The 22,014-nt window shown below is 63.3% G+C and carries 22 protein-coding genes; 9 read left to right on the plus strand and 13 right to left on the minus strand.

Annotated features, from left to right (window positions below):
• The first annotated feature begins 104 nt into the window (after positions 1-104).
• Positions 105-662, plus strand: a complete 558-nt coding sequence (locus GLL_RS23075; RefSeq protein ID WP_011140028.1) for a hypothetical protein — start codon at positions 105-107, stop codon at positions 660-662.
• A gap of 211 nt (positions 663-873) precedes the next feature.
• Here GLL_RS23075 and priA read toward each other — a convergent pair whose 3' ends face one another.
• The 3 genes from priA to GLL_RS00135 all read right to left on the minus strand — a co-directional run bounded on the left by priA (position 874) and on the right by GLL_RS00135 (position 4,954).
• Complete coding sequence (gene priA / locus GLL_RS00125; RefSeq protein ID WP_011140029.1) at positions 874-3,303, minus strand: primosomal protein N'; 2,430 nt, start codon at positions 3,301-3,303, stop codon at positions 874-876.
• A 74-nt stretch (positions 3,304-3,377) separates the two neighbouring features.
• Positions 3,378-3,938, minus strand: a complete 561-nt coding sequence (locus tag GLL_RS00130) for a hypothetical protein (protein ID WP_011140030.1) — start codon at positions 3,936-3,938, stop codon at positions 3,378-3,380.
• Positions 3,935-4,954, minus strand: a complete 1,020-nt coding sequence (locus tag GLL_RS00135) for an aromatic ring-hydroxylating oxygenase subunit alpha (RefSeq protein WP_197530079.1) — start codon at positions 4,952-4,954, stop codon at positions 3,935-3,937. The genes GLL_RS00130 and GLL_RS00135 overlap by 4 nt, the downstream gene beginning before the upstream one ends.
• 287 nt (positions 4,955-5,241) lie before the next feature.
• Here GLL_RS00135 and GLL_RS00140 point away from each other — a divergent pair, with 287 nt between their 5' ends.
• Positions 5,242-5,700 carry an SRPBCC family protein gene (locus GLL_RS00140; RefSeq protein WP_011140032.1) on the plus strand — a complete coding sequence of 153 codons (459 nt, stop codon included), beginning with the start codon at positions 5,242-5,244 and terminating at the stop codon, positions 5,698-5,700.
• Between the two features lie 24 nt (positions 5,701-5,724).
• A complete protein-coding gene (locus GLL_RS00145) occupies positions 5,725-6,264 on the plus strand; it encodes a peroxiredoxin family protein (protein ID WP_011140033.1) in 540 nt (179 codons plus the stop codon).
• Here GLL_RS00145 and rpiA read toward each other — a convergent pair.
• The 3 genes from rpiA to GLL_RS00160 are packed head-to-tail and all read right to left on the minus strand — an operon-like array spanning position 6,242 to position 8,128.
• Positions 6,242-6,934 (minus strand): ribose-5-phosphate isomerase RpiA, encoded by a 693-nt coding sequence (gene rpiA / locus GLL_RS00150; RefSeq protein WP_011140034.1) that lies wholly within the window; start codon positions 6,932-6,934, stop codon positions 6,242-6,244. The genes GLL_RS00145 and rpiA overlap by 23 nt on opposite strands.
• Before the next feature lie 22 nt (positions 6,935-6,956).
• Entirely contained in the window at positions 6,957-7,193 is a 237-nt protein-coding gene (locus GLL_RS00155) for a hypothetical protein (protein WP_011140035.1), read from the minus strand.
• Positions 7,194-7,246: 53 nt separating this feature from the next.
• Entirely contained in the window at positions 7,247-8,128 is an 882-nt protein-coding gene (locus tag GLL_RS00160; RefSeq protein WP_197530080.1) for an SAM-dependent methyltransferase, read from the minus strand.
• 176 nt (positions 8,129-8,304) lie between these two features.
• Between GLL_RS00160 and GLL_RS00165 the strand changes: the two genes are divergently transcribed.
• Positions 8,305-10,275: an ATP-binding protein gene (locus tag GLL_RS00165; RefSeq protein WP_164928414.1), complete on the plus strand. Its 1,971-nt coding sequence runs from the start codon at positions 8,305-8,307 to the stop codon at positions 10,273-10,275.
• An 11-nt stretch (positions 10,276-10,286) separates the two neighbouring features.
• On the opposite strand, the gene dnaB is transcribed toward GLL_RS00165, so the two are convergent.
• The gene (gene dnaB / locus GLL_RS00170; protein ID WP_011140038.1) at positions 10,287-12,416 is read right to left on the minus strand and encodes a replicative DNA helicase; all 2,130 of its coding nucleotides are present in this window, start codon (positions 12,414-12,416) and stop codon (positions 10,287-10,289) included.
• A 149-nt stretch (positions 12,417-12,565) separates the two neighbouring features.
• On the opposite strand from dnaB, the gene GLL_RS00175 reads away from it, so the two are divergent.
• Positions 12,566-13,429 carry an isoaspartyl peptidase/L-asparaginase gene (locus GLL_RS00175; RefSeq protein WP_011140039.1) on the plus strand — a complete coding sequence of 288 codons (864 nt, stop codon included), beginning with the start codon at positions 12,566-12,568 and terminating at the stop codon, positions 13,427-13,429.
• A gap of 91 nt (positions 13,430-13,520) precedes the next feature.
• Here GLL_RS00175 and GLL_RS00180 read toward each other — a convergent pair whose 3' ends face one another.
• The 4 genes from GLL_RS00180 to GLL_RS00195 form a co-directional block, all read right to left on the minus strand.
• On the minus strand, positions 13,521-14,138 hold the full coding sequence (locus tag GLL_RS00180) for a YdeI/OmpD-associated family protein (RefSeq protein WP_011140040.1): 618 nt from the start codon (positions 14,136-14,138) through the stop codon (positions 13,521-13,523).
• Positions 14,135-15,289, minus strand: coding sequence for a dockerin type I domain-containing protein (locus GLL_RS00185; RefSeq protein WP_164928415.1), 1,155 nt, complete (start codon positions 15,287-15,289; stop codon positions 14,135-14,137). Before GLL_RS00185 ends, GLL_RS00180 begins: the two co-directional genes overlap by 4 nt.
• A 117-nt stretch (positions 15,290-15,406) precedes the next feature.
• Positions 15,407-15,778, minus strand: coding sequence for a rhodanese-like domain-containing protein (locus GLL_RS00190; protein WP_011140042.1), 372 nt, complete (start codon positions 15,776-15,778; stop codon positions 15,407-15,409).
• Positions 15,779-15,811: 33 nt separating this feature from the next.
• Positions 15,812-16,495: a Uma2 family endonuclease gene (locus GLL_RS00195; protein WP_011140043.1), complete on the minus strand. Its 684-nt coding sequence runs from the start codon at positions 16,493-16,495 to the stop codon at positions 15,812-15,814.
• A 287-nt stretch (positions 16,496-16,782) separates the two neighbouring features.
• Between GLL_RS00195 and GLL_RS00200 the strand changes: the two genes are divergently transcribed.
• Both GLL_RS00200 and recJ read left to right on the plus strand, forming a co-directional pair.
• Positions 16,783-16,971 (plus strand): CsbD family protein, encoded by a 189-nt coding sequence (locus GLL_RS00200; protein ID WP_011140044.1) that lies wholly within the window; start codon positions 16,783-16,785, stop codon positions 16,969-16,971.
• Between the two features lie 168 nt (positions 16,972-17,139).
• Complete coding sequence (gene recJ, locus GLL_RS00205; protein ID WP_164928417.1) at positions 17,140-19,440, plus strand: single-stranded-DNA-specific exonuclease RecJ; 2,301 nt, start codon at positions 17,140-17,142, stop codon at positions 19,438-19,440.
• Here the strand turns inward: recJ and GLL_RS00210 are convergent.
• Positions 19,419-19,652, minus strand: coding sequence for an acetyltransferase (locus GLL_RS00210; RefSeq protein WP_231848294.1), 234 nt, complete (start codon positions 19,650-19,652; stop codon positions 19,419-19,421). The genes recJ and GLL_RS00210 overlap by 22 nt on opposite strands.
• A gap of 208 nt (positions 19,653-19,860) precedes the next feature.
• Between GLL_RS00210 and GLL_RS00215 the strand changes: the two genes are divergently transcribed.
• Both GLL_RS00215 and purB read left to right on the plus strand, forming a co-directional pair.
• Positions 19,861-20,004 carry a hypothetical protein gene (locus tag GLL_RS00215; RefSeq protein ID WP_164928418.1) on the plus strand — a complete coding sequence of 48 codons (144 nt, stop codon included), beginning with the start codon at positions 19,861-19,863 and terminating at the stop codon, positions 20,002-20,004.
• A 65-nt stretch (positions 20,005-20,069) separates the two neighbouring features.
• Positions 20,070-21,365 carry an adenylosuccinate lyase gene (gene purB / locus GLL_RS00220; protein ID WP_011140047.1) on the plus strand — a complete coding sequence of 432 codons (1,296 nt, stop codon included), beginning with the start codon at positions 20,070-20,072 and terminating at the stop codon, positions 21,363-21,365.
• Positions 21,366-21,521: 156 nt separating this feature from the next.
• On the opposite strand, the gene GLL_RS00225 is transcribed toward purB, so the two are convergent.
• Positions 21,522-21,932, minus strand: coding sequence for a hypothetical protein (locus GLL_RS00225; protein ID WP_011140048.1), 411 nt, complete (start codon positions 21,930-21,932; stop codon positions 21,522-21,524).
• Between the last annotated feature and the right edge of the window lie 82 nt (positions 21,933-22,014).

Below are 22,014 nucleotides of genomic sequence, written 5' to 3' on the forward strand. Positions count from 1 at the left end.
ATCTCTCACTTTTGTTTAACGAACGCTTCACAAAAGGTCGCGAAACTCATCATTAAGCCTGCAGTGAACGCAGTGCAGGGTCACGAAACTTTCAGGAGACCGCCATGAACCGCTTGTTCGTCAGTGCTTTGTTGGGTATCGCCCTGGTTGCCCCGACGGCCGCCTTGGCCGGGGAAGTCGCCGGCGGCGGCAGCATCGTCTTTGCCTCCGGCCAGAGCCGGCCGGCCGAGCTGTGGGAGCGCGCCAACACCTATGTGCGCGACAAGAGCGTGCGCACCCACATCCCCGGCCGGACGATCGCCGAAGTTGTCGATTTGCAGAAGCAGGTGAAGGCCAGTCAGGTGCAGCCGGTCGCGAGCGCCCCGACCGCCGCAGTGGCTGAGGCCGAGCCTGCCAAGGCCCAGTTCCTGGGCAACACCATCGCCGCCGAGCCGATTGCCCAGGCCGCCCAGCCCAAGCAGGACACCAAAACCGCCGAGCTCGACGAACTGGCCACCAGCGGCAGCATCATTTTCTCGCCCGGTAAGCAGCAGCCCTGCATCGACAACCCGCGCTTCAACCCGGACAACGACGAGAGCGGCCCGCGCGCCTCTGAGCCCTACTCCGACTCCACGCCCTACGCCGGCACTCCCGCGGTGGCCTCCGGCGCGGCCTGCCGCTAAAGCCTGCGTGCTGCGGGGTGTGTGGGTTTATCCCGCCCCGCGGCCGGTATGGATCGTTTCCAAGCGCCACTTCAGGTTTCGGGGAGAGATGCGCTCCCTGGAACCTGAAGCCTATGTACAAGCTTGTCCCGGCAGACGGCAAGCCGGACTTCCGGTGCTGAAAGGAGCGGGTGAGGCTATCCCTGGCGGTCGGCCTCACTTTTTTTTGTCGTTAGAGCAACCGCAGCGGATCGACATCCACCGCCACCGTCACTCCCGCGCAGGGCACAAACTGGGTGAGCAAGGCCCGCAGGCTGGCGCGGCCTGCCTCACCGTTCGGATTTTTGATGAGCAGCTGCCAGCGGTAGCGGCCTGCGACCCGCTCGACGGTGCAGGGGGCCGGACCCAAAAGCCGACCTTCAAAATCCGCCGAGCCGTCGAGGCGGCGAGCGAGGGCTTCGGCCGACTCGACGACGCTCTGTTGCTCCGCTGCGCTCAGTTGCAGGGCGACCAGCTGGACAAAAGGCGGATAGCCCAGGGCCCGGCGCTGGGTGAGTTCGGCGGCGGCGTAGCGGCGAAAATCGTGGGTGCTGGCAGCTTCGACCACTGGATGCTCGGGGGCGTAGGTCTGAAGGATCACCCGGCCGGGTTCGCTGCCGCGCCCGGCACGCCCGGCCACCTGGGTGAGCAGCTGAAAAGCCCGCTCACTGGCTCGAAAATCCGGCAAATTGAGCAGTCCATCGGCGGCCAGGATTCCCACCAGGGTCACCTGGGGCAGATCGAGGCCCTTGGTGAGCATTTGGGTGCCTACCAAGACATCGGCCTCCCCGCGGCCGAACTGCTCAAGAATCTGGCGGTGGGCGTCCTTGCGGGCGGTGGTGTCGCGGTCGAAGCGCAGCACCCGCAGGGTGGGAAATTGCTCGCTCAATTGGGCGGCGATGCGCTGGGTACCGGCCCCGAAGTAGCGCAGGTTGGGGGAGGTGCAGTGGGGACAGGCGCGCGGCTGGGGGGCTCCGTGGTTGCAGTAGTGGCAGCGCAGATGGTCGCCCGCTTCGAGGCGGTGGTAGGTGAGCGAGACGGCGCAGTGGGGACAGCGCAGCGTCTCGCCGCAGTTGCGGCACAGCACAAAGGTGCTGTAGCCGCGGCGGTTGATGAACAAGATGCCCTGGCGGCCCGCCCCATGCATCTCGGCCACCGCCCGCTGCAGCGTGGCGCTAAAGGGAGTGAAGTTGCCCCGGTTCAGTTCCTCGCGCATGTCGACCACCTCGACGGCGGGCAAAGGCCGCCCGGCCACCCGCTCGGGCATCTCCAGGTGCAGGTAGCGGCCTGCGGTGGCGCGATCGAAACTTTCGAGATCCGGGGTGGCCGAACCCAACAGCACCGGGCACCCTGCCAGTTCGCCCCGCCACAGCGCCACAGTCCGGGCGTGGTAGCAGGGGGCGGGACGGTCCTGCTTGTAGGAGCCGTCGTGCTCCTCATCAAGCACAATCAGCCCCAGCTTGGGTAAGGGCGCAAAAACCGCCGAGCGGGTGCCGACGACGACCTGCGCTTCACCTGTGAGCATCTGCCGCCAGCAGTCGAAGCGCTCGCCCTCCGAAAGGGCCGAGTGGTAGACACGCACCCTTGCCCCGAAGCGGGCGGCGAAGCGGTCGGTCAACTGCGGGGTGAGGCCAATTTCAGGCACCAGCACCAGAGCCGACTCGCCGCGGTCCAGCACCGGGGCAATCGCCTGCAAGTAGACCTCGGTTTTGCCGGAACCGGTCACCCCTTCGAGCAGCACCGGACCGGGAGTCGCCCCCTGCAGGCGGTCCAGCACCTGCTTCTGGGCGTCGGTGAGCAGCTTTGGCGCATCGGCGGACGCCGTCGGAGCGGCAAGGCGCAAAATCTGGCGCTCGTAGATGCGCACGTGGCCCCCGGCGTCCAACTTCTGCAATAGCGCGCGGGTGGTGCGCGCTTCGGCGAGCAGTTGCTCGACGCTCACCTCTCCCCCGAGCCGACGCAAACACTGCACCACCGCCGCCGAACGGCCGCAGAGATCGGCACCGGCTCCTGCGAGCACGACAAATTGCTGCGTGCGCGGCCGGGCCGTCTCACCGAAGACGTAGTAACTCTCAAGTAACCGGCGCGCCTGCAGTTCTCTCAGGGAGGACACTCCTCCACTCAGCCGCTGCACACAAAAGCGCCAGCTGAAATCCGCGTGGGCCTGAGAGCGCAAAAAATCGAACGCGCTTTTGGCTGCCGCACTGAGCCCCCACTGGGCCATCGGAGCGGCATCGGCCACAAGACGCACCCGCCGCCGGGCACGGCTCAAGATGCCCGGCGGCAAAGCCGTCTCGAGCACCCGCGCCAGCGGCACCAGATAATAGTCGGCCACCCGCACCAGCAGCGGCCAGAAGCCTGGCGCAAACAGCCCCGTCCCCACGACCGACTCGACGGTTTTGAGCCGCCCAGGATCGAGGCCCGTCGGCAATTGGTCGAGACAACCGAGGACGATACCTCCAACCAACTGGCTGCCGAAGGGCACGCACACCACATCGCCCCCGGCGGCGGTCATGCCGTCGGCCAGTCGGTAGGTGTAGGTGCGCTCCCGGGCCGGTGCGTCGACGAGCACCTGCACCCAGGCCGCGGGCCGCAGCAGGGGACCCGGCCGGAAAGTTTCCATGCTCTCGATCCAGACTTAGCTTATGGTACCTGTCGGCACGCTAAATCTGGAGTGCCGCACACCGCCGGACGGCTTTACGCCCGAGTGTGCCGCAGGTCGAGGCGGTTGACGGCCAGCGCGTAGGGGCCGCCCGCGGCCTCGACGGCGAACACCAACCGCACCACCGGTACCTGTAAACAGTGAAAGCCGACGAAAATGGCCGAGCCGTCACAGGCGGTGGTGCTCAGTCCCGCGCGGCGCACCGAGGCCACCGGGCGGTCCTGGTCGTCGAAAGCTTCGAGCACCCCGGTAAAGGCGCCCGGATAGTCCGGCTGGATCTGCGCCCCAGCCCCCCAGACGGGTTCTGAGAGCACCAGGACAATCGGGCCGGGGTTTTGCTCCAGACCCGTGAAGAGCACCATCTCACCCAGGACGAAGTTGGTGTGGTTGGCGGGGCAGCTTTCGAGCACCAGAGGCGGGGCTTTGTGCCCCGCCACCTGGACCTGCACTGCCATTCCACCGATCGAGCGCGCGACGAAGCTTCTCTCCAGGCGCGTATAGGGGGCGCCCAGGCCGGCCCAGTCGATACCGTCGTCGGCCCCCAGTCCGGCGCGCTCCTCGATGGCAGTGGCCGTAGTCAGGACGGGTGCGCTCATGGCGAAGCTCCTTCGGTGATGCGTGGGTTCTGGGTTGGGGAAGCCCACTCCAGCCGCCCGCACAGCCTGCGCAGGCGGCGGTAGGCTACCTCCAGGCCGTCGGAGGGGGCGTGGACCTCTGCGTTCAACTGCTCAGGCACCGGGCCGGGCGGTTGCAGGCGCACGACACTGTCGTCCTGGCGGAAGGTGCGCACGACGTCGCGGTGCATAAACGGGTCCGCCCAGGCGTGGGTGACGAAGTTGCGCAGGTGCAGCCAGCAGGTATGGGTGGTCCGTTCGTCCACCGGCACATGAACCAAAAACAGAATGAACTGGATGCGGCCGAAGCGGTGGTGGACCTGGGTGACGTTGGGCAGGTGGAAGGTGGAGGTGATGCTGCCGTCGGGGGGCGTCTTGCCGAGCACCAACTTCAAGAAGTAGGCCGGTTTGGTTTTGAACTGGATGGAGGCACTGCCGCGCCAGCGCTCCGACTCGATATGGTAGGTCTGGATGCGGGGCGCTTCTTTGCGGCCGAAGGCGGCGGCGTGCACAAAAGGGGCGTGGGACATATCCACGGTGTTGGCGATAACGCGCGTGTAGTGCCCACTCCAGGTAAATTCGCCGCGCACCGCCCGCCAGCCGGGGGCCGCGTACTCCGGCAGCGACGGCAGTTCCGGGCGCTGGGCCTCGGGCAGCTCTCCCAAAAACACCCACACCAGACCATGGCGCTCCTGCACCGGGAATGTTTCCACTTTGGCAAGGCGCGAGATGGCCACCCCCGGTTGGTTGGCCGGAATTTCCGTGCACCCGCCGTCGGGCGCGTAGCGCCAGCCGTGGTACGGACAGCGCAGGCAATTGCCCTCCACCCAGCCGCCGGAAAGGGCGGTATCCCGGTGGGCGCAGCGGTCCTCCAGGGCGACGACCCGCCCCCCGACCGTGCGGTAGAGCACCAGTGGGCGGCCCATCACCACCACCTGCCGGGGTATCGATGTGATGGCCGGGCTGTGGGCCAGACCATACCAGAAGTTGTTCAACACGGCGCAACTCCCCTTCACAGTAAGACAAAAGCCGCAGCGTTCGCAGCACAATGCTCCGCGCACCGCAGCGCGACAAATCGAACCGTCGTATACACCAAAACCCCGGCGGGGCAAAACTTTCCCCGCGATCACCCCGAAGCCGAAACCCGATTGCCGACCCCAAAAAGCCAGCTTACAGGTGGAGACAGCTTATCGCATGCGAAAGAGCAGTCGATATAAATTCTCGATGAATTTTTGTGAATTGCGGCCGCGGCCTACAATCGCGGTGTTGCTGGTTTGGCAGGCGGGTGGTGGAAATTTTTGAGCAGCAGATTCGCATCGCAGCCTCGCTGGGCGCCGCTGAGCGCTGCTTGAGCGATCCCGGCTTGATGCGCCGCTGGCTCAATCCCCTGCTCGAATGCCGCAGCGTCGGGGAGTGGTCGACGGCGGTGGGCAGCCGCTTTCGCTTTTATCTGCGCCTGCCGCCGGTGTATCCCCATCTGGAGTGTGAGGTGGTCGAGCGCGCCCTTGGGTTGGTACAGTGGCAATTTACGGGATTTTTCGAAGGCACCGACCGTTGGGAAGCCACCGGGCCGGACGGCGCTGTGCTTCTGGTCAACCGCTTTTGTTTCGACATTCCCAACCCGGTGGTGCGCTTTGGATTTGCACTCTTCGCTCAAGCGCTCACCCGTGCCGACATGCACGCCCAATTGCAAAGGCTTAAAGCGGTCGCGGAGAGCCTCGAAGCGCCGGGTGGGCTATCTTGAAATCAGGTAACTTCATAAAACGCAATGACCGCCGACACCAGATTATTCAACCAGCGCTTTGCGAAAAACTTTTTGCCCTTACCGGGTTTCAGCGTCCCCGCAGTTGGAGAGGCAGCCCCCGACTTTGTCCTGCCGCGCGTCGGCGGCGCACCGGTGCGCCTGTCGGATTATCGGGGACGGATGCCGGTGGTGATCGCCTTTACGCGAATCTTTACGGAAAAACTTTTCTGCCCGTTTTGCTACCCGCACCTCCAGGACCTCAAAAATCGTTACGGCGAAATCCGCCAAGCCGGAGCCGAATTGCTGATGGTGACGAGCACCGACCCGGTGCAGAGCGCCCAGGTGGTTGCGGATCTGGCGCTGCCCTATCCGTTTTTGTTTGATCCCGGCTGCACGCTCTTTCAGGCCTACGGCGCGGGACAGGCGCTCGGCGCCCCCTTGCCGGCCCAATACATCGTCGATATGACCGGCACGATCGTCTATCGGCACCTGTTCTCGTTTATCGACAGCAACGCCTCGACCGACGAGGTACTCGCGGTGCTCAAGGCGCTGCAGAAGGTGTGAGCACTTCGATACCCCCCTCGTCGGCTACGATCACCGCGCTTGCCATGCCGACAAACAGACCGCTTTCCACCACCCCCGGGATACGGTCGATGGCCGCTTCGAGTTCGGCCGGCCGGGCGATCGGTCCAAAACGACAATCAAGGATGTAGTGGCCGCCGTCGGTGAGAAACGCTTGTCCATGCTGGGCTCGCAGATTCACCTCGGCACCGAGCCGCTCCAGGGCGCGGGCGGTCGCCTGCCAGCCAAACGGCGCCACCTCCACCGGCAGCGGGCCGTGGCTACCAAGCTGTTCGACGAGCTTGGTGGCATCGACGATGATAATCAGCCTCTCGCTCGCGGCAGCGACAATCTTTTCGCGCAACAAAGCACCACCCAGGCCCTTGATAAGGGCCAGCTCCCCCAGGGCCACCTCGTCCGCCCCATCGATGGTGAGATCGACCCTGGATTGCTCCGCCAGTGTCCCCAGAACAATACCCTCCGCCTCAGCTTGGCGGGCGGTGCGCTCCGAGGTGGGGATCCCCACCACCCGCAGCCCCAGGCGCACTCGCTCGGCGAGGACGCTCACTGCAAATGCGGCGGTCGAGCCGGTGCCCAGCCCGACCACCATGCCATCTTCGACAAGCTCGACAGCGCGCCGAGCCGCCGTTTGCTTGAGGATATCGAGGTCCACCGCTCAGTCTGGCTTCGATGCGCTAGAAAGGGCCGTTGGGAACGATGATGGCGACAATCATCATGGCGGGCAAACCGCTTACGCCCAAGATCTTGGCAATGCGGCCCTCGTCGCGGCTTTCGAGCGCCTCGCGCGTGGAGGCATCGAAGTCCGCTGCCTCCAGCATCGCCCGACGCTGCTCGGGATCTTGACGAAAGCGCTGCGCCAGGAAAGGATCCTGCGTCAGCCTGATAAGAAAAGATCTGGCTTTGTCGTTCATAAGATAACTGCTTCCAACTTTTCTACATCATTACACTGCCATGGACAGTTTCTCTAGCCTTCGGTTCCCCGAAATGTCGCAATATCGAATTTTTTAAGCACTTGTGAATCGATTGCAGGCACCAACAGCGGGGGGATGTATAGCGTCGAGACGGCGGTGATGCTGGCCTTGAGCATCTCAGCAATGGCAACGCATTCAACGATCGGATCACACATGGCAAAGTGCGCCGCCTGGTAGACGACCACTTCGTGTTCCGGCGGATAGAACGCCAGCAAAGCCTCTACCAGCATCGGTATGTAGCGCAGGTCGTATCCGCTGCCCTGATAATCCCCATGACCGACGCAACCAATTTGCCACAGTACCACGCCACAGGCTGTGTCAAGGTGACGACGACGCAACAAAAAATCGGTAGCCTCCAGCATCTGGCAGCCCGCCGTGGCCGGGTCTACGCCCAGATCGGCAAACAGACAATCGACCGCCGAAATTCCCGGCAGCATCTCGGCCGGGTAGCCCTCCGCACGGGCTTGGCGAATCGATTCGTGGGAGGGATAGGCGAAAACCCCCGGATGGCCGTAAAAGACGGCCGCCACCTGCAAGTCCAGGCGCACCAGTTCCAGGATTCGGGCCACCATCTGGTGGTAGGTCTGCGTTCTAGGCTTGCCATCGGCGTAAAAACGGTGCAGATCTTCGGCGACGGGCTTGGCAGCTTCTTTGCGAAGCTCATCGACCAATAGGCGAGTAAGCGGTTCGGCAATGCAGTAAGCAACAGCATCGGCTGTCCGAACAGCACTGATGGCTTCCTGGGAGAGGTGCCCAGCCCGGATGCCGGTGCCCACCACGATCAGAGACCCTGACATTTTTGACTCCTTGACAGCGGTTCTAAGTTCGAAATATCGATTTAGCGGTATGCTACTTTTGTGGAAAATATCTACCATACCAAACTTTTATTTTCGGATTCGAGCCATTGCTACCCGCAGAATTCCTTGGGAAGATAACCTCACTGGTGCGCGAAGCCCTCGCCCTGTCGACCGCTCAGATTTGTATCAATAATTACCAAAACTTTGCTGTTGATCCCCTGCTTCGCAGGCAGCCTCCCGTTCAGGTACTCAGAGTGCTGTCCAGCGCTGAACTAGAAGCATGCTTCAGCCGGTCACCCTGGAAATTCGTGGCGGCGGTGCCGATTTTCTGCAACGGGACGCTGGCGGGCAACCTCTGGATCTGCGATGAGCAAGAGCGGTTGCTGAGCGCAGCACAGAGCGCGCTACTGGAGCACGCCGCCGGGCTGGTGGGCGAGCGTTTGGAGGCGGAGGAGCGTCTTGACGAGATTCATCAACGCAACTTGATGTACGAAAAGTACATCGAGATGGCCCCCGATCAAATTGGGCTGCTAGACAGCGAGCTGCGCACTTTGACCGTCAACGCTGCTTTATCCCGTTTTTCGGGAATGCCCAAAGAATGGATCCTGGGCAAGAGCCTATGGGAGATGGGCATTCCCGAGTCGATCCTTGCCCAGATGGCCGATTGGGAGCAGCTGATCCGCAGGGTATTCGAGACCGGCGAGCCGGGCACTACCAGCTTTGCCTACAGTGTGGGGGACGCAAGCTGCAAGCTTTACTGCTACAGTCTCGCGGTGCCCCAGTTCAACTGTCGAGGCGAGGTGGTGGCAGTACTGAACATCACCTACGATCGCGCCGCCCTCGAGATGCCCTTCAATCCGGAGGATTGGGCGGGCATGGGGGAGCAGTTGATGCGCGAGGTGGCGGCCCACCGGGTCACCCAGGAGGAACTCGCCAGGTTGAATGCCGAACTGGAGGAGCGCGTCAGGGAACGGACCGTTCGCTACAAGTTGCTCAACCAGAAACTGCGGGCGGAAATCGGCGAACGGCAGCGCATCGAAGTTGAGTTGCAGGCGGCCCAGGCGCGGGCGGAGGCCGCCGCCAGGGCCAAAAGCGATTTTCTTGCCGCCGCAAGCCATGAATTGCGCACGCCGATGCACGGAATCATCAGCATGACCGATCTGCTGCTGGAAAGCGATTTAGGAGCCGAGCAGCGAGAACTGGCCGCCATTATCGGTTACTGCGGTGAGACGATGCTGAGTTTGATCAACAACATCCTCGATATATCTAAAATCGAGGCGGGCCGCATGGAACTCGACGTCGTTCCCTTCGAGTTGCCTCGGTTGATCGATTCGGTGGTGGCCATGTTTGCCGAGCAGTTGCGCAGCAAAGACCTGCGATTGCAGGTGCTCATCGACCCCGAGGTGCCGGCACAACTGGAGGGCGATCCGGTGCGGCTGGCGCAGGTTCTGACCAATCTGGTGGGTAACTCCTTGAAATTTACACCGCGCGGCCAGATAGCCATTCGGGTCCACCCTGCGGCGCAGGGGGGCGACGATTTGCGGCTGCGCTTTGAAGTCGTCGACACGGGGATCGGCATGGCTCCGGAGACGACCGGCCGCCTGTTCCAGTCGTTTTTTCAAGCCGATACTTCCACCACCCGCAAGTACGGCGGCACGGGATTAGGACTTGCCATCTCCAGGCAGCTCGTCGAGTTGATGGGCGGGCAGATCGGTGTCGAGAGCCGTCTGGAGCAAGGTTCGACGTTTTGGTTTGTGTTGCCGCTCAAAGTTTCGGCTCCGGTCGAACCGCCGCCGCCGAGCGCACCCATGACGGTGCGGCTGCCCCAGTACGGGCCGATTTTGATCGTCGAAGACAACGCCGTCAATCAAAAGGTGCTGCTGCGGCACCTCGAGCGGCTCGGCTGCGGGGCGGAGGTGGCCGAGACCGGCGCGGAGGCCCTCACCGTGCTGGCGAGCCGCTCCTTTGCGCTGGTGCTGATGGATTGCCAGATGCCGGTCATGGACGGCTTCCAGGCCACCGCCGAGATCCGCAGACGCGAAGACTCGGCCCGGCGCACCCCCATCGTGGGCATCACCGCCAACGCCAGCGCCGGGGTGTACGATCTGTGTCTGGCGGCGGGTATGGACGACTGTTTGATCAAGCCGGTACGCCGCGATCAGTTGACCGCCGCCATCGAGCGCTGGGCGCTTCCGGTGGTGGGGACTGAGTGGGCCACCGGCTGACATCCCTGCTGTCAGTGGTTGCCGGAAGTCAGGTTTAAAAACCGGGTGAACTGATTTTCGAAGAGCAATTTCACGGTACCGGTGGGACCGTTGCGATGTTTGACGATATTGACTTCTGCAATGTTGCGATCCGGTGAGTCGGGGTTGTAGTAGTCGTCGCGGTAGAGCATTAAGACGATATCGGCGTCTTGTTCTATGGACCCCGATTCTCTCAAGTCCGACAACATGGGCCGCTTGTTTGTGCGCGCTTCGACGCTGCGCGATAGCTGCGAGAGGGCCATTACCGGCACGCGCAACTCGCGGGCTAGGCCCTTGAGACCGCGGGTGATTTTCGACAGCTCCTGGACGCGGTTGTCGGATCCTGCCCCTTCCATCAATTGCAAGTAATCGATCATCACCAGTCCCAATCGTCCGCCCTGCTCGGCCTGCAGGCGACGGGCCTTGGAGCGGATTTCGGTGACGGTTGCGTTCGGAGAATCGTCGATGTAGAGGGGAATACTGGCCAGTTCACCGATGGCCTGGCCGATGCGTTGCCATTCGTTTTCGCTGATGCGCGCCGCCCGCAGCCGATGGCTTTCGACACCCGCTTCCGAGCACAGCAGGCGCTGGACGAGTTGTTCTTTGGACATTTCCAGACTGAAGACCACCGCCGGCAAACCGGCTTTTTGGGCGATACGCTGGGCGATCGATAGGGAAAAGGCGGTGTTGTGCAGACAGATATCGGCTGCGACAAAGTTGTGGGTGACGGGCACCGTCAGGTCGTAGACCTGCTCGTTTCCCACATACTCGATGGACGCAATTTCATCCCAGTGGAGGTCGCAATGGTGAGCGAGATCCTGGCTCCAAAGGCTGGCGGGTTTGATTGGCGTTTCAGCGGCGGGTTTGATATCCAGATAAAATATCCCGGACACCTCGCGCAGAGCCGAGAGCACCCCGAGGCGCAACAGCAGATGCTGCAGTTGGTGGCAAAAAGACTTGGAGGGTGAAGTAAATTCGACGGTCCGGTCGCTCACCCGGGCGGAGTCGGCGGTGATGCAGAGCTGCTTCAAAAAAGCGACCAGTTGCGCCCTCGGCAGCCGAAAAACCGGGTCGGGGATGCGGTTATCCCGGGTGGCCCGGCTGCACAACAGCGAGATTTCTTTGGGCGGCAGACTCTCGCTGCCGAAAACCGGGATGCGGCAGGGCACAGCAATGCGCGCCCCGGCGGCGATTTCGGCGAGGGGCTTCCAGCCGGTCGGGGTCAGGTAGGGGTGGGTCAGGGTCGTCTTCACCTCGCGCCCGAGGCCGGTGCGCACGCGGTAGACCGGCTTGATGCCGTCGTCTACGAAGTGACTCGGTTCGACGCGGGCCAGTCTGCCGTCGCCCAACAGCGTCAGCACTTCCACCAATTTTCCGGCCTCACCGCGGCGGTAGATTTCTTCGATGGTGACCAGCGCGCCGGTGACCGGATCGGCGATGGGGGTATCGGCTGCGCAGCACTTGCCCATGCCGGGGCGGCCCGCGACGATAATCAGATCGGACGGCTGCAGGCCCTGGGTGTAGTTGTCGAGATCGTAGAAGTGGGTGGGGATGCCGAAGACGTTGCTGCCGTCCTGGTAGCGGGTCTCCAGTTGCTCGAAGATGTTCATGAGCACTTCGGAGGCGGGCACCAGCGAGCGTTGCACCCGCTCCTGGGTAACGGCAAAGAGCGTTTGTTCGGCTCGATCGAGCAGCTTTGGAATCTCGGTGGCGCTATCGAAACCGAGGGCGGCGATTTCCTGGCCGGCGCGGATGAGCATGCGCAGGGCGTACTTGTCCGATACCAGGCGGCCGTAGCCGTCGATGTTGATCGTATTGATGGCGGCGTCGGTGAGGCGGCGCAGGTAGGTGCGGCCCCCGATCTTTTCGGTGAGCTTGTTATCTTCGAGCCAGGCACTCAGGGTGAGCAGGTCGGTGGGTCTTCCCTGAGCGTGCAGCGCCAGGGCGGCGCGGTAGATGATCTGGTGCGACTCGACGTAGAACGCCTCGGGTCTCAGGTGTTCGACGACGCGGGTGAGCGCCTCCGGATCCATCATCAGTCCCCCCAGAATCGTCTCCTCCGCATCGATGTTTTGGGGCGGCAGGCGCTCTTCGATGCGCAGGTCGAGTTCGGATGAGGTCATGGAGCCGGGCCTTCGTTTCAGTTCGCCATATTACTCTATATCTAGCGCCCAGATGCAAAGCTTCGCCTCCGAAAGCCCCGATCCTTGCGCCGGACCTCCGGTGCCGTCCCCCAGCCCGTAAGATAAGCAAAGCAAAAAGGAGCGAGAAGATGCCACGGCCAGGACTGATTATTCATGGTGGACTTGGGGCGACCGAGGCGGAGCAATCGAGCCGACAGGTGCGCCGCGAGGCGCTGCAGGAGATTCTCAAAGACGCCCATGAGGTGCTCAAAAACGGCGGTGCCCGCCAGGCGGTGGTGCGCGCCTGTGAACTCCTCGAAGATTGCCCGCTCTTTAACGCGGGTACCGGCGCCACCATCCAGCGCGACGGCCAGATTCGCCTCAGTTGCGCGCTGATGGACGGTCGGGAGCACCGCTTCAGCGGCCTGGTCAACGCCCGTTACCTCAAAAACCCGATTCGCCTGGCCGAGCAGCTGCAAAACCGCGTCGACCGGCTTCTCGATCCGCAGGGTGCCGAGCTATTGGCCCGCGCCCTCGGAGAAGCGGTGCACGAACCGGCCTTACCGGAGGTGATCCGGCGCTGGGCGGACGAGCGCTTCGAGGGGCAGTACGCGGGCACCCACGGCACGGTGGGGGCGGCGGCGGTGGACGGCGAAGGCGGGCTTGCCGCCGCTACTTCCACGGGCGGTCGCTTCATGGCCGGGGTGGGGCGGGTGAGCGATTCGTGCACACCGGCGGGCAACTACGCCACCGACCGCTGCGCGGTGAGCTGCACCGGCCACGGCGAGGACATCCTCGACGAAGCGCTCGCCGCGCGCATCGCCATCCGGGTGGACGACGGGATGAGCCTTCAGCGAGCTTTCGAGCGCTCCTTCGCCGAGGCCGAATCGCGCGGGCGCGACTTTGCCGCCATCGCCGTCGACAGCGACGGCCATACATGCTGGTCGGTCACCATGGGCATCCTGGTGGCGGCGTACTTCGATGGCAAGGGAGAGTTTCGGGCGACATTCTGACCGTCAGATGGGGTACCGGTGTGTCGGATGGCCGGCTTCGCCCGCGCGGTGGACGGAGAATGAGCTTTCTGAGGGCAAATTTTGGGAAAAGTCAGGCTTTACGCGGAAAATTCGCTTTGATGTTGTTCGCAGCCAGTTCAATAGTTTCAGCGATGCGCTTGCGCCGGGTTTCCTCGCGTTTGGCGCTTTGGATCCACTGCAATATGCCTTTTTTTGACGAGGGACTGAAGGCCGCGAAGTAGACCGCCGCCTGGGAATTTTCCGCCAGGGCCGCCGCTAAATCGCTCGGGATCACCAGCGACTCCACCCCGTCGAGTACTGACCAGGAGCTGTCGGCCTGAGCCTGCTCGATTTTTTGCATTCCCACAGCGGTCATCAAGCCCTGCTCGATAAGTCGCTCCACCCGCGCTTTGTTGATTTTTGACCAGGGACTGCCCGAACGACGCGGCGAGAGCAACAGCATGCTGCGCCGCTCGTCCAGTTTGCCGGGGCGGCTGTCGATCCAACCGAAGCACAGCGCCTCCTCGACGACGACGTCGTAGGGCACATGGGGCATGCCGCTGCGTTTTTTGTAGGTGACCAGCCAAATGCTTTTGGTACGGGTGTGGTTATCGGTAAGCCACCCCCGCCATTCCGCGCGGCTGGTGACCAGCACCCTCTCGAAATCGACCATCTTTGAACGCCCCGAGGAGGGTGAGGCGGAAGTCATGGACGCACCTGGGGAGTATAGACCTCGCCCCCGCGGGGAGTCTCGCCGCCGTAGACCCGGCCGCGGGAACTGAATTCCTGGGGACGGCCGGCGCTGTCTTCGAGCACCAGGTGGGCAAATTCAAGGTCGTCGTGATCGACAATGCCTGCTCCCGCCATCATGCCCATGCCGCCGATGCCAAAGGCGCCCAACAATCCCGCCAATCCCCCGGCGGACATGAAAGCGGGCTGGTTGAAGGCGTGGGTCTCGATGCGCAGTTCGTTCTTGCCGGAGTTGAGCAGCCAGCGCGGCAACTTGACGGGGATGTTGTCGCCATTGATATAGATTTGTTTGATCATGTTGCCGTTGAGGTAGACGCGCAGGCCGTCCTGTTCGGTGCCGAAGAAGGCTACCTGGGTCTGACCCGCGGCGGCGGACTGCGGCGTATCGAGGCCGATCACCGAGCCGATGCGCAAAATCATGTCGCCGGTGGGCTGGTTTTTGAGGGTGAAAGTGCGCACGTAGGCGATCCCCTCGGCGCGCAGGCGAAAATCGGTGGCGTTGGCCGAACCGCTGCCGAAGCGGTCGTCGCCCAGGTGGTGCAATTCGTCGTCGATTACCTGCAGTCTGGGAGACAGGCGCTCCAGCTCCAGGTTGAAACCGCCGCCGGGAGAACCGGTGGCCGCCGAGAGCGAAAAAGGCGCGTAGTTGTTGGCCTTGGCGGTGAGGATCTTGCCGCCGGTCGCCTTGGGCAGCTTGAAGCGGCCCTCGCTGTCGGTGCGCACGGTAATCCCTTCGTCGGGCAGCGACACGTCCACCCCGGCGAGGGGCCGGCCGGTCTCCTTGTCGGTGACCACGCCACTGTCGGCGCTGGTGAGATCGATCTTGCCGCCGCCGCCGTCGCCCACGCGGGCCTCACCCTTGAGGGCCACCCCATCGACGCGGCGCTTGAGCAGGTCGCGGTCGCGCCGGGTGATCTTGCCGTCCCCGTCGGCGTCAGCACTTGCTATCTGGCTGTCCTGCAGGACGACAGCACCTTCAAGGTAGGCGTCGATAGCCTGGATGTCCCCGGCATCGACGCGGCCGTCGCCGTCGATGTCACCGGCTTCGGCAGCCAAAGCCGCACCGGGCGGCAGGGCCAGCAGAGCAATCAAAAGGAGAATCCGGAACATTGTCAACTCCCGACCGGGCTTGAGCGAGGGGGCACAGCCCATTGACGAGGCGGCGGCCGAACAGTTCCTGAGGCCAAAAGCTTATCCCGCAGCGGGCGGTTGTTCAAGGGTAGGCCTTCAGGGTCTCTGTTCCGCATAGCCCGCTTCGCGCCAGCCGCGCATGCCGCCGTCCATCGAGACGACCGCGGTGTAGCCCATTTTTTGCAGGCTGTCCGCCGCCAACGCCGAGCGGTAGCCGCCGCCGCAGTAGAGCACAATCGGCGCGGCGCGCTCGGGAATCGCCTGTTCGATGTCGCGTTCGATCACGCCTTTGCCGATGTGCCTGGCGCCGGGAATATGTCCCGCCTGCCATTCAGAATCTTCGCGCACATCCACCAGGTGAAAATTTTCGCCCCGCGCCTGCCGCTCGCGCACCTCGGCAATCTTGCATTCGCGGACGCGGGTTTTGGCGTCGGCCACCAGTTTCATAAAGTCCGGGGAATGATCCATAAAGTCCTAGCCAGACGAACCTTCGAATTAATTTTAGAGCTTATCCGGGTCGATACCCAGAGTGCGCAGTTGCTCGGCAAGGCGCTCGGCGCGCAGCCGTTCGAGATTGGCCCGTTGGCGCTCCTCCTCCAGTTGCTGCAATGCCAGGGCGCGCTCGTGCTCCCGTTGCGCCTCAGCGGCGATTGGCGCGCCGCCGGGAAGCAGCAGCGTCAGTCCCTCGCGGGTGATCTCGAAACGCAAGCCCAGGCGCGGGCTCAGCCAGCCTTGCACAGGATCGATGACTTCCAGCCGGTTTTCGTAGCGCAACCAGCCGCAGATGTCCTCTTTGAGCGGGTCGTAAAGGTAGTACTCCTCGACGCCGTGGCGGTCGTAGAAGGCGAATTCTTTGGCCGCCTGGGTGAGCGATTCGACCGGCGAGACCAGCTCGAAGACCACCTGGGGAGCGATATGGTCCTCCTGCCACTGGTAGTACGCCCCACGCGAACCCGCCGGGCGACCGAAGACCACAAACAGGTCAGGGACAATGCGCACCGCCGGGTCGTCCGCGAGCGGGAACCAGGTAAGGTCGCTTGCCACCAGTATCTGTGCGCTGTCGCCCAGAGCGGCGGTGAGCCCCCCGCTCATCGTCGCAATCCAGCGCTGAGGGTCAAAGGGGGCCGCAGCGTCGTTTGCAATCTCGATGGTGTTGCGCCTGGGCGGATTGGGGACAACGGACACGGCGGCACTTCCAGCAGAGCTCGGCGCCCCCATCCTAGCCCCGAAACCACCGAGGCCCGAACCCGGAAAAGAATGGACGTCTTGATGCTCATTGCATCCCAGCGGATTGTGAGCGGGACAGTATCGGCGTTGCCACACGGACGTATCGGCAGGCCGCTCAACCTCTCTTTTTGCGTAGCCTGCAACGTGTCCGCAGGTAGAGGCGGTTAACCCGGCATCTACCGAATATAGATGTAGCGACGCAAGTCGAGCCACAACGATTCACATCGCGGGAGGAAGAGGAAGTCATGGGAATTGACAAACGTGCCGAAGCGACCGCCAAGGATGTGCAAGGCAAGGCTCAGGAAGCCTGGGGCGACCTGACCGACGATCCGAAGCTGGAGCTTGAGGGTAAGGCCAAGCAGGTGGAAGCTTCGGCTGAGCACAAGAAAGAAGATCTCAAAGATCAGGCCCACCGGACGATCGATAACGTCTGATCCCTATCGATCTAGTGGTGCTCCGTTGCACTGCATACTTCAATACCTTGTTTCAATACCGGCAGGGCAGCTTCGATAGGAGCCCTGCCTTTTTTATCGTCCGGCGGCGGCGGCCGTTGGCTGAGGGGACCGCATCCGCTAAGATCTGTGCCAATAGGTTTGTCCTCGATGCTCCCCAAACAGCGCTGGCGGATTGCTCAAGAAGATCCGGTGCAGGCCCGGCAACTGGCCGAGGCGTTCGGCCTCTCGCCGCTGATTGCCCAGGTGCTGATCAACCGCGGCCTCACCACCTGCGAATTGGCGGAGCATTTTCTGGCCCCCGAAAGCTGGGTACTGCCCTCAGCAGGCGAAGCGTTCGACCAACTACCCCGGGCGCTCGACCTGCTGGCGCAAGCTATCGAGTCGGGCACGGCAATCGCCATCTGCGGCGACTACGACTGCGACGGCATGACCAGCACGGCGCTACTGCTGCGGGCGGTGCGCAGCCTGGGGGGACACATCGAGTATGCAATCCCAAGCCGCCTGCAGGAAGGCTACGGTATCAACCTGCGCATCGTCGAAGCCTTTTATGAACGGGGCATTGGGCTGATTTTGACGGTGGACAACGGCATCTGCGCCTATGCGCCCATCGCCCGGGCAGTGGAACTGGGCATGGGCGTCATCATCACCGATCACCACGACCTGCCCGAGCGCCTCCCCCCCGCCGACGCCATTCTCAACCCCAAGATGATTCCCAGAACTTCGCCCTACGCGGCCCTGGCCGGGGTGGGGGTAGCCTACGTGCTGGCCGGAGAATTGGCCCGGCGTCTGGGGAGAACCGGCCTCGCCGATTGTCTGCTGGAACTGTTTACCCTGGGAACCGTGGCCGACCTGGCGCCTTTGGTAGGGGTCAACCGCGCCTGGGTGCTCTCGGGACTCGCAAAAATCCCCGGCTCGTCCAATACCGGGGTGCAGGCCCTGCTTGCCGCCTCGGGCCTGGCCGGTCGAAGCGACCTCAAGCCCGAGGCCATCGGCTTCGCCCTCGGGCCGCGCATCAACGCCGTGGGCCGCATCGGCGATCCGGTGACAGTCATCGAGCTGTTGACCACCGACGATCCGGCCGTGGCCGCCGAGCGGGCCGCCGAGTGTGAACTGGCCAACCAGCACCGCCAAGCACTATGCGCGCAGATCGAGGCGGAGGCGGCCCGGATGCTCGAAGTCGAGCAAGCCGGGGGGCTGGATCTCGGATGCGAGCGGGTGATTGTGCTGGCGCGCGAGGGCTGGCACCACGGCGTGATCGGCATCGTGGCAAGCCGCCTCAAGGACCGCCACGGCGCGCCGGTGTTTATCGCCGCCATCGAAGGCGAACACGCCCGCGGCTCGGCCCGGGGTACCCCCGAATTCCACGTCTACGAAGCGCTCAAAGACAGCGCTGAATTGCTCACAGGCTTTGGCGGCCACCCGATGGCGGGCGGCTTTTCGCTGCTTGCCGCCAACTTGCCGGCCTTTCGGGAGCGGCTTGTACAATTTGCCCGCGCCCGGCTTGCCCCTGAGCAGGTCGCCCCCCTCGTCGAGGTGGACGCCCAGGTGCAACTTGCCCGGGTCGATCGTCGGCTGCTGGGGGAGATCGACCGGTTGCAACCTTGCGGTCTGGGTAACGCCGAACCGGTCTTTTGGGTGGCAGGAGCGCGCGTCGTCGAGCAAAAGGCGATGGGCAAGACCCGCACCCACCTCAATCTCACCGTGAGCGACGGCACCGCCGAGCGGCGGGCGGTGGGCTGGCGGATGGCCGAGTGGCTGCCACTGCCGCCGTTTGTCGATATCGCCTTTCAGGTCAAAGAGAACAACTGGCAGGGCCATTCAAAAGTTGAACTGGAGTTGGTGGGCCTGCGCGCCGCCCACCCCGCCCCCATCGAACTACCGGAACCGCCCCCATTGGACCGGCCGATCCGCTGGCATGACCATCGGCACTGCGAAGCTGCAGCCTTTTTGCACGCATTCGTCGCTGCCCAAGCTTCCCCGGTGCTGCTCTACGGCCACGCAAGGCCGCAGTTGCCTCGCGGGCTGCCGGTGCACTACGACCGGCCGCAACCGGCCCATGACTACGAACACTTGCTGCTGTGGAGCCTGCCGCCCTCGCCTTTGCACCTGCGCTGGCTGATCGCCGCCACCCGACCGAATTGCGTGCATCTGTTCGCCCAAGCTGTGCCCACCGCGCACGCCTGGACATTACAGCGCCACTTGAGAGCGACCTACTTGCCCGAGCGGCCCGTGGAAATCTTGCGTCTTGCCCAGCTGTGGTGGGTCTCCCCCCGCGCCTTGTGCGAAGCGCTCGTCGAGGCGGGCTATCTCGCCGACTGGCGCTCCGTCGTGGCCGACGAGTGGCACGACTGGCTCGGGGCGGAACTGGCGGGTCTCGCCGCCTGGTACGCTAGCCCGGTTGAGGTGCTCGAAGCGCTGTTGGCCCCTCAGCCGACGCTCAAGCGATAGTCCGCGTCTATCCAACAGCGCGGCAGCGCCTCGCCGGACGGAAAGACCAGATCCGCCTTGGCGAACATCTCGGGATTTTGCTCCTCCTCACCGGCCTGGTTCTGGGCCTTTACCCGCTCCGCGACCGGGTTGACCAGTTGAGCGATGTCGTTGATTTCGACAAGGCTGTCGGTGGTTTTGTTCTTGAGCAGCACGGCGATACTCCAGCGCACTTCGACTCCATTGAGACCCGACCCGCACCCGCTGCACCTGTGCACCCGGACAGATGCAGCGGGTACTGTCGCAAAAAATACGAAAAAGTGGACCGGATTCCCCAAAAGGGCTTGACAGACCCGCGAAGTGTCTCTAAGTTAAGAATTATTGCATCTGTTAAGCTTTTTAACTCGCCCCATATCTTGCACTCACGCCAGGAGCAACCTTATGAAACCCTTGGAAAGTCGATCCTTCGACGTGCAGGAACTCAAGCAATACTTCTTCGGCGATATCCAGCCGGTGGAGGAGTTCGATGTGGACGCGATGCGCCGGCGCTTCGAGGAATTGCTGAGCCTTGATGCGGCCCGCTGAGTCTGTCCGGTCTGCGGCAACCTCTTGGTACAATGTGAGGCTGTCGCCTTTGGACGGAACAGACTGTGATCGAGCGCTATACCCTGCCCGAGATGGGCGCTCTGTGGACTGAGGAGCAGAAGTATCGCAACTGGTTAAAGGTAGAACTGGCCGCCTGCGAGGCAATGGTGGAGTTGGGTGAGATTCCGCAGGGGGCGTGGCAGGAGATCCGCACCAAGGCCGGCTTCGACGTCGGGCGCATCGCTGAATTGGAAGCCGAAGTGCGCCACGATGTGATCGCGTTTTTGACGAGTGTCAACGAGCATGTCGGCCCGGCAGGAAGATTCATCCACCTGGGGCTCACCAGTTCGGACGTACTCGATACGGCCCTGGCGCTGCAGCTGGTGCAGACGCTCGATGTCCTTGCTCTAAGACTGGAGGAACTGATCGCCGCCACGCGCGCAAAGGCGCGCGAGCACCGAGACACCGTGATGATCGGCCGCACCCACGGCATCCACGCCGAGCCCATCACCTTCGGCTTCAAGCTCGCGGGTTGGCTTGCAGAACTCGCCCGCCACGCCGAGCGCCTGCGCGCCCTCAGACCGCGTCTGGCAGCGGGCAAGCTCTCCGGAGCGGTGGGCACCTATGCCAATCTCGATCCGCGCGTCGAAGCGCGCGCCTGCGAGCTATTGGGTTTGGTTCCCGACACCGCCTCCACCCAGGTGATCAGCCGCGACCGCCACGCCGAATTTGTGCAGGCCCTGGCGCTGACGGCCGGGTCGATCGAACGCTTTGCCGTCGAGATCCGCAACTTGCAGCGCACCGACGTGCTCGAAGTGGAGGAATACTTCGCCGCGGGCCAGAAAGGTTCCTCGGCCATGCCCCACAAGCGCAATCCGATCGCCTCCGAGCAACTGACCGGGCTGGCGCGCATCGTGCGCTCCAACGCCACGGCGGCCCTGGAGAATATGGCCCTCTGGCACGAGCGCGACATCTCCCACTCGTCTGTGGAACGGGTGATTCTACCGGACAGTGCGATCCTCGTGCACTACATGCTCGTCAAATTCACCGCTCTGGTCGAAAAGCTTGCGGTCTACCCCGAGAACATGGCACGCAACCTGCATCGCTATGGCGGCGTCGTCTTCAGCCAACGGGTGCTCCTGGCACTGGTAGCAAAAGGTCTCACCCGCGAGGAAGCCTACCGCATCGTACAGACCAACGCTCACAAAGCCTGGAACCGCGAGGGAGGCGATTTTCGAGCCCTGATCGAGGCCGATCCTGAGGTGCAGATCCTCCTGGCCCCGGCCGAATTGGCAGCCTGCTTCGAGCCGAGGCACCACCTGAAGCACTTGGATACCATCTTTGCCCGGCTGGAAATCTAGAGAATCGGTCAGAACCCGTAGTTGACGGTAGAAGCTGCATCCTCGACTAACGATCGATTTTCGTCGGCAACTCGGCCGGATCCGCGTCCGGCCACAGAGCACAGCGCATCCGCAGCCACTCGCATCGGCCGGCCGGGTGCACAGAACGGACGCCCATCAGCCGGGATATTCGGCGCTTCGGGCGGCAGTCGCGCCGCACAGGAGGTTCAGCTTTTCGCCGAGGGCGGTGGGCACGTGCCGGGCCACCTGAATACTGCTGCGGCTCCAGCTCCACGGCCAACCCCAGACGAACAAATTGCCCTCAATGACCTCGAAGCGGCCGCTGCGCTGGATCTTGCCGGGGGGACGGCGGGTGTGAAAATCTTTGCCGTCCAAGATGGCGTTGATAGCCTCGATGAGCCAGACCGTCAGCGCCCAGGAGTCGGTCTGAACCACAGCAATACCCGTACGGGGCACAACCTGCGAGGTCGTGCCGACGCTCAGGGGCCAATCGCGGTGAGCAGCAAGGTAAACCATCTGAGGTCTGCGCTCCCCCAACGTCGCTCGGCTGAGCAGTTGTTGTGGCATGGCCGTATTTCTGCAGAATGTTACAGAAAGGTAATGGGATAAGTCGCTGACATCAGCTTAAATGCCCATACCCGACGCCACA

This window comes from Gloeobacter violaceus PCC 7421 (genome assembly GCF_000011385.1).
GTDB classification, from domain to species: domain Bacteria; phylum Cyanobacteriota; class Cyanobacteriia; order Gloeobacterales; family Gloeobacteraceae; genus Gloeobacter; species Gloeobacter violaceus.

Bases quoted from the DNA above. Each gene is read 5' to 3' on its own strand.
- GLL_RS23075 (WP_011140028.1), top strand. From the start codon at position 105: ATGAACCGCTTGTTCGTCAGTGCTTTGTTGGGTATCGCCCTGGTTGCC.
- priA (WP_011140029.1), bottom strand. From the start codon at position 3,303: ATGGAAACTTTCCGGCCGGGTCCCCTGCTGCGGCCCGCGGCCTGGGTG.
- GLL_RS00130 (WP_011140030.1), bottom strand. From the start codon at position 3,938: ATGAGCGCACCCGTCCTGACTACGGCCACTGCCATCGAGGAGCGCGCC.
- GLL_RS00145 (WP_011140033.1), top strand. From the start codon at position 5,725: ATGACCGCCGACACCAGATTATTCAACCAGCGCTTTGCGAAAAACTTT.
- GLL_RS00155 (WP_011140035.1), bottom strand. From the start codon at position 7,193: ATGAACGACAAAGCCAGATCTTTTCTTATCAGGCTGACGCAGGATCCT.
- GLL_RS00160 (WP_197530080.1), bottom strand. From the start codon at position 8,128: ATGGTAGATATTTTCCACAAAAGTAGCATACCGCTAAATCGATATTTC.
- dnaB (WP_011140038.1), bottom strand. From the start codon at position 12,416: ATGACCTCATCCGAACTCGACCTGCGCATCGAAGAGCGCCTGCCGCCC.
- GLL_RS00175 (WP_011140039.1), top strand. From the start codon at position 12,566: ATGCCACGGCCAGGACTGATTATTCATGGTGGACTTGGGGCGACCGAG.
- GLL_RS00180 (WP_011140040.1), bottom strand. From the start codon at position 14,138: ATGACTTCCGCCTCACCCTCCTCGGGGCGTTCAAAGATGGTCGATTTC.
- GLL_RS00185 (WP_164928415.1), bottom strand. From the start codon at position 15,289: ATGTTCCGGATTCTCCTTTTGATTGCTCTGCTGGCCCTGCCGCCCGGT.
- GLL_RS00190 (WP_011140042.1), bottom strand. From the start codon at position 15,778: ATGGATCATTCCCCGGACTTTATGAAACTGGTGGCCGACGCCAAAACC.
- GLL_RS00200 (WP_011140044.1), top strand. From the start codon at position 16,783: ATGGGAATTGACAAACGTGCCGAAGCGACCGCCAAGGATGTGCAAGGC.
- recJ (WP_164928417.1), top strand. From the start codon at position 17,140: ATGCTCCCCAAACAGCGCTGGCGGATTGCTCAAGAAGATCCGGTGCAG.
- GLL_RS00215 (WP_164928418.1), top strand. From the start codon at position 19,861: ATGAAACCCTTGGAAAGTCGATCCTTCGACGTGCAGGAACTCAAGCAA.
- GLL_RS00225 (WP_011140048.1), bottom strand. From the start codon at position 21,932: ATGCCACAACAACTGCTCAGCCGAGCGACGTTGGGGGAGCGCAGACCT.